Below are 6,215 nucleotides of genomic sequence, written 5' to 3' on the forward strand. Positions count from 1 at the left end.
CCCCCTCACCGACGTCCTCGACCTCGGCGCCTGACCAACCCCCTCGCCCCGTCCCTGGGCCGTCCTGACCCGCGAACGCCCACGACGGCCCCAGAGCGGGTACGTCAGGTGAGGATCTCAACGGGCCGGGCGCGGACGTCAGGCCTTGCGGCCGAGGCCGCAGAACTGCTGGACCTCTGCGGGGGTCTCCAGATCCGCCGCGGTGGGGCGCCAGCGCGAGCAGGAGACCACACCGGGCTCGAGCAGCTCCACGCCCTCGAAGAACCGGCTGATCTGCTTCGCGTCGCGGAAGGTGATCGGCGGAGTGGCGTTCTCGTTCCAGAACTGGCGGACGCGCTCGGCGTCCTCCGGGAACACCTCGTTGCTGGCGTGGGCGATCGCCAGGTAGCTGCCCGGGGGGACCGCGGCGACCAGCCGGCCGACGATGTCGATGGCCTCGTCCTCGTCCGGGATGAAGTTCAGGACGCCCAGCAGGGTGAGGGCGACCGGCTGGGTGAGATCGAGGGTGCGGGCCGCCTCCGCGAGGATCGTGGCGGTGTCCCGCAGGTCGGCCTCGATGTAGTTGGTGGCGCCCTCGGGAGTGCTGGTGAGCAGGGCGCGGGCGTGCACGAGCACCAGCGGATCGTTGTCCACGTAGACGATCCGCGCGTCAGGCGCCGCGGACTGGGCGACCTCGTGCGTGTTGCCCGCGGTGGGCAGGCCCGTGCCCACGTCGAGGAACTGCCGGATGCCGGCCTCGACGGCCAGGTGGCGCACCACCCGGGTCAGGAAGCCGCGGTCGGCGCGGGCAGTGGGCACGATGTGCGGCAGCATCGACTCGACCTGGTCGCCGACCGCGCGGTCCGCCGCGAAGTTGTCCTTGCCGCCCAGCCAGTAGTTCCAGACCCGGGCGGTGTGCGCCACGCCGGTGTCGAGCTCGGCGGCCCTGCTGGCCTCCTCGTAGGAGTAGGCATCATCCGCGGAGGCGTCGTCGGCCACGGCATCGGTCACGCAGGCACCACCTTCTCGTGTTCGTGCGCGCCCCTTGTCGGTGCGCGGCCTCTCGAAGCCAAAGAGTAGCTGGGCATTCTGCGTCGAATCAGCCCGCCCGTGCGAATAGTCAGCTTCTTGTGCCTTCTGGGTTGGACGCCGTTCGCCGCGATGCCCGGTTGCGCGGTCAGGGGGTGGGGCTCTCGTCGCCGGGGCCAGGCCTCGGCCGCGGGCGACAGCCCCCGCGCCGTCCCCGCGGTACGCGGCCGGACCGGCAACATCCGCCGCACGGACCCGGGCGACGAGTGGCTCGATGTCGGCCAGGGAACGGCGCCCACAGCGCGGTGAACTCCATGCTCGACGCGGCGACCACCGCCGCCGTCCCCCGACGCCGGTCGCGCTCAGCCCGGAATGGCGCGGCTTCGTCCTGGTGCGCGGAGACGATTGTCTCCTGTATCGCGGGTGCGTGGCCATTCCCGTCGAACGATGACGTGAATCGATCTCGGCCGGGTACGATCGTGGCGACCTCAGGGCAGGTTTCTGGACTTGCGCCGCGTCCTCATCGTCGACCTGATCCGCTGTCTGGTGCGGACCATTGTCGGGGGCGCACACAGAATCGCGACGAAACGCAGAGGTGAACCGATCGTGTCCTTGGCACTCCCCTTTCGGCGTGGCGGCGCCGTACTCGTCCTCCTGATCCTCGCGGTCGGCTTCACCGGCGCCTTCGCCGTGACGTCGTCGGCGCCCGCGCATGCCCTTTGCGTCAGCTCCCCGCTCGCGGGATCCTGGCGCAACATCAATCCCAACACCCGGTCGATCACCCGGGTGACCGTGACCCAGGGATGCGGTGACCAGGTCCTCTGCGACACGGACGGGCACTGCTCCACCAGCGGCGGCGGCTACGGCGTCCGGGTGTGGGGAAAGTGTCACCCGACGGACTGCGACTGGGGCAGCCGTTCCGCCGTCAGCCGGGGAAACGGCTGGATCCTTGCCACCTACCGGCGTAGCTACGCGACGAGCTATGTGTGGCTGAAGGTGTACAAGCGTGGTGGGACAAACCAGCTCAGAGTGAATGTCCGAACTGACTTCACGGCTGCGGACGGCCGGACCGACTACACCACCGACGAATGGTTCCGGCACTGATTCGGTGGTCGGTCTGAGTCCTCCCGGCCCGAGGTCGAACTGACCCGAACCGGCGCCGGAGCCTCGGTCCGATCCGCCCGAACATGGGGTGGGTCGGACCGGGGCTTCTCGGCTTTGGTGAGTTCATCTGACGACCACCGACCCGGTAGGGAAGAGTCCGTCAGGGCCGGCGGCGCGCGGTCATGGGGAGTCCGTTCCGCGGGCGCAGCGTGACCAGGGGCTGCGGTGTCACCACCCGACCCGGGACCGGGGCGAAGGTCCAGTGGCGGGCAAGGGTGGCGAGGGCCATGATCCCCTCGGTGACGGCCAGCGTGTTGCCGATGCACTGGCGGGGACCGGCACCGAACGGAAAGTAGGCGAAGCGCGGCCGCGGCGGCGTGCTCCTGGCGGCGTCGGCCTCGGTGTCGGGCGGCTGGAGCCAGCGGGTGGGGTCGAAGCGGTCGGGCTCGGACCACCAGCGGGCGTCGCGGTGCACCACCCACTGGCTGAACACGAGGGTGGAGCCGGCGGGCAGCCGGTAGCCGGCGACGTCGCGGTCCTCGACGAGGTGGCGGCCCATCGCCCACACCGGCGGGAACAGCCGCATCGACTCCTGGAACACCGCGCCCGTGTAGGGCAGGCGGGGCAGGTCGTCGATGGTGGGCAGGCGGTCACCGAGAACCTCGTCGAGCTCGGCCTGCAGCACGGCGCGGACCTCGGCGGCGTCGCCGAGCAGGTGGAACGTCCAGGACAGCGCGTTCGCGGTGGTCTCGTGGCCGGCGAGCAGCAGGGTGAGCGCCTCGTCGCGGACCTGGGCGTCGTCCATCGGCGCGCCGGTGTCGGCGTCGCGGGCGCTCAGCAGCAGCGACAGCAGATCGGCGCCGGTCGCCCCGGCGGCGCGGCGCTGCGCGATCAGGTCGAGCACCACCTGGTCGAGAGCGTCGCGGGAGGCGCGACGGCGGCGGGCGCCGGGCAGCGGAAGCCGCTCGACGGTGCTGAAGCCGGGCATCGGGGCGCGGCGGGCGGCGGGCATCGTCTCGTCGAGAGCGGTGCGCACCACGTCGACGACGCGGCTGTCGAGGTCGACGTCGAACAGGGTCCTGGCGATGATCGCCAGGGTCATCCTGGTCATCTCGGCGTGCAGGTCGAGCAGCTGCCCGTCGTCCCAGCCGGCGGCGGTGTCGGCGGCGATGGACGCGAACGCGTCGGCGTAGCCGGCGATGCGCTGCTTGTGGAACAGCGGCTGCATCAACCGGCGCTGGCGGCGGTGGACGTCACCGGCGCTGGTGAGCAGCCCCTGCCCGAGCAGCAGGGCCAGCGGCTGCACCACCGTCTCCCGGGAACCGGCGCGGCCACGCCGCCGCACGGCCCCCTTGGCGTAGGCGCGGTGGCCGCTGACCAGGGCGTCGGCGATCGCCTCCGGCTCGGTGACCAGGAACGCCGACACCGGCCAGCGCGCGATCCGCACCACCGGCCCGTGTTCGCGGGCCAGCTCCCCGAACCGGTTGAGCGGATCGGCGCGCAGCCGCCGCAGCGACGCGACCGGACCGTCGGTCGGGCCCGGCACCTCCTCGGCATCCCGGGCGGCCGACGCCGGTGCGGCGGCGGGCGGGTGATGCGCGTGAGGTGAGTGAGACGTGTCAGTGGCACTGCTCATCGGAAGCTACCCTTCGGTCCGGTACCGGTTCGGTGACCTGGCGACACGGGTCCACCGCGGGATGGGCACGCCGTCATGGGGCGAGGACCAGAGCGGTGAGCACGGCGATCTTGAGCGCGAGGGCGACGTCGGCGATGCGACCGTCGGTGTGGGGCAGGCCGATCGCCGTCAGCACCCTCACGGCGGCGGTGCGCACCGCCGGCCACAGCAGGACGACGAGGCTCGCGCCGCATCCCGCCACCACGAGCCTGGTGCCCATCGGCCCCGCGGCCAGGCAGCCGGCGATCGTCGCCGCCGCGACCAGCGCGAACGCCTTCACACCGGCGAAGGCCGAGGCGATGCCGCGGCCCCGCAACAGCAGGACGCAGCAGGCCGTGGACACGGCGAGCATGACCAGGGCGGTCGGCGGGGTCAGCGGGCGCGGCTCGACCTCGCCGAGGCGGGCGAGGTGCAACCGCGGCGCCGGCCGCTCCAGCTCGAGCGCGGTGACCGCCAGTACCGTGAGCGCGGCGACGGCGGCCTGCACCGCCCGCAGCACCGCCAGCGCCGCCGCGACCAGCAGCAGCCGCTGCCGCCACGGCCTGTGCGGCTCGCGCGCGGCCCGCTGTGTGCGCGTCGTCATCGGGATCGGAACACCTGCCCTCGGGATGGTCCTGGCGGCGAGGTGCACGCCGACAGGCCAAGGACACCCGGCCAGCATGCGTGCCACCTGCGGACCAGACGTGAGGTTCGTGTGAGCTGGGGCTGGGCCGGATCGGATCGGCGGCTTCTAAAGAAAGTGAACTTCCTCTTTACAGGCGGGGGGTCGCGCTCCTACTGTCGGGCGTGGGCAGTGTGAGCTGGCACACGGTCCGCCGTCCGGCAGGCGTCAAAGGAGCTTCGAATGGAACGCACCGCGCGTGGCAGGTACGAGACGAACCTCGACGACCCCGAGTTCACCACCATGGAGGACGGCACCCGCTTCGCCGCCTTCTTCCTCGGTGCCGGGCCGAGCGACCCCGCGGTGTTCCCGATGGAGGTCACCGCCAACTACAAGTTCCCGGTCCACTACCACAAGACCCACTACATGTCGGTGATCCTCCGTGGCTCCCTGCGGGTCGGCAAGAAGTGGTACGGCCCGGGGGACATCCGGTTACAGGAGAAGGGCTCCGTCTACGGTCCCGAGGAGGCCGGGCCGGACGGCTGCTTCATGCTCAACATCTTCGCCGACCGGCGCGGCTACGTCCCGAGCATCCTCGGTGAGCCCGCCCCTGAGGAGGTCGACGTTCCTCCGCACGTGCTGCTGAGCAAGGTGTGGAACGCGCTCGCCGAGACCGAGTCCGCCGAGGGCGAGTCCGCCGAGACCGGGTCCGCCGAGGGCGAGCGGGTGCCCGCGGCGTCGGCGTCAGGTTCACCGACTGTCGTCTGACGGGGATGAGCCCACCCGTGCGGTCGTCTCGGCGGCGGGGTGGGGACGGATTGCCGCCGCCGCACGTCACGGGAGGGTCGGGCGGCGACGGCATCCGGCCGACGGCAGCCGCGGGCGGGCTTCGTAGCATGAAGCGCCAAGATCGCGGAACCGCAATCCAGGAGACGGAGGGCCGCGCGGTGAATGGACTGCCCGCTGACCGGGTCGGCACGGCAGACCTGGGCGGGATCGGGGATGTCGACGAGGCGGCGTGGTCGTCGCTGCGCCTGGTCGCCGACCCGCAGCGCCGCGCGATCTACACCCACCTGCGGGGTGCCACGGCGCCGATGTCCCGCGACCAGGTGGCCGCGGGTCTCGCCATCGCCCGGACCACGGCGGCCTTCCATCTGGACCGGCTCGCCGAGTCCGGCCTGCTGGCGGTGACCTACGCGCGGCCGGCGGGCCGGGGTGGCCCTGGCGCGGGCCGTCCCGCCAAGCTCTACCAGGCACGGGAGGTCGACCTTGAGGTCGCCATCCCGGCGCGGCGCTATGAGCGTCTGGCCAGGATCCTGGTCCAGAGCGCCGACCTCCTCGACGGCGAGGACTACCAGGCGCGGGCACAGACGGTCGCCTTCGCGGCCGGGGAGCGGGATTCAGCGGAACATGAGGCGCCGAAAGCACAGGCGCCGCAAGCACTGAAGCCGCTCAGCCGGGCTGCGGCGGCGCTCCGCCAGCTGGGATACGAGCCTGCCGGCGCGAGCGTCGGCTCCGTCGGCGGGGAGGACGGCGGGCCGCGGCTCGTGCTGCGCAACTGCCCGTTCCGGCGGCTGTCCGCAACACATCCCGAGGTCGTCTGCACCCTCAACGAGCGCTACGTCGCCGGCGTCATCGACGGGCTCGGCCTGCGCGACGACCTGCGGGTCGCCGGCGAGGGCGTCGCCCCGGCCTGCTGCGTCATCGTCGCCGAGCGCTGAACCGTTGCGTGAGGGCGCCAGATAGCTGGCGTTCATGCCGCCTCACCTTTCGGTGGGGCACCCCGGGTCTGACCGGCCGTGGCCGTGCCCGGTTTCCGTTTCACAG

General features: G+C 72.1%; 6 protein-coding genes. 3 read left to right on the forward strand and 3 right to left on the reverse strand.

Annotation, left to right across the window (positions count from 1 at the left end; genetic code table 11):
• Positions 1–138: 138 nt before the first annotated feature.
• Positions 139–990, reverse strand: coding sequence for an SAM-dependent methyltransferase (locus tag C1A33_RS17565; RefSeq protein WP_243407664.1), 852 nt, complete (start codon positions 988–990; stop codon positions 139–141).
• A 525-nt stretch (positions 991–1,515) separates the two neighbouring features.
• Between C1A33_RS17565 and C1A33_RS17570 the strand changes: the two genes are divergently transcribed.
• Positions 1,516–2,112, forward strand: a complete 597-nt coding sequence (locus C1A33_RS17570; protein WP_101832561.1) for a hypothetical protein — start codon at positions 1,516–1,518, stop codon at positions 2,110–2,112.
• A 160-nt stretch (positions 2,113–2,272) separates the two neighbouring features.
• Here C1A33_RS17570 and C1A33_RS17575 read toward each other — a convergent pair whose 3' ends face one another.
• Positions 2,273–3,748: a cytochrome P450 gene (locus C1A33_RS17575; RefSeq protein WP_101832562.1), complete on the reverse strand. Its 1,476-nt coding sequence runs from the start codon at positions 3,746–3,748 to the stop codon at positions 2,273–2,275.
• A gap of 73 nt (positions 3,749–3,821) precedes the next feature.
• Entirely contained in the window at positions 3,822–4,370 is a 549-nt protein-coding gene (locus C1A33_RS17580) for a histidine kinase (protein ID WP_101832563.1), read from the reverse strand.
• A gap of 261 nt (positions 4,371–4,631) precedes the next feature.
• Between C1A33_RS17580 and C1A33_RS17585 the strand changes: the two genes are divergently transcribed.
• Both C1A33_RS17585 and C1A33_RS17590 read left to right on the forward strand, forming a co-directional pair.
• Complete coding sequence (locus C1A33_RS17585; RefSeq protein WP_101832564.1) at positions 4,632–5,156, forward strand: hypothetical protein; 525 nt, start codon at positions 4,632–4,634, stop codon at positions 5,154–5,156.
• 179 nt (positions 5,157–5,335) lie between these two features.
• Entirely contained in the window at positions 5,336–6,109 is a 774-nt protein-coding gene (locus C1A33_RS17590; RefSeq protein ID WP_165818450.1) for a helix-turn-helix transcriptional regulator, read from the forward strand.
• Positions 6,110–6,215: the final 106 nt, after the last annotated feature.

Origin of the sequence: Frankia canadensis, from assembly GCF_900197875.1 — a bacterium.
GTDB lineage: Bacteria > Actinomycetota > Actinomycetes > Frankiales > Frankiaceae > Frankia > Frankia canadensis.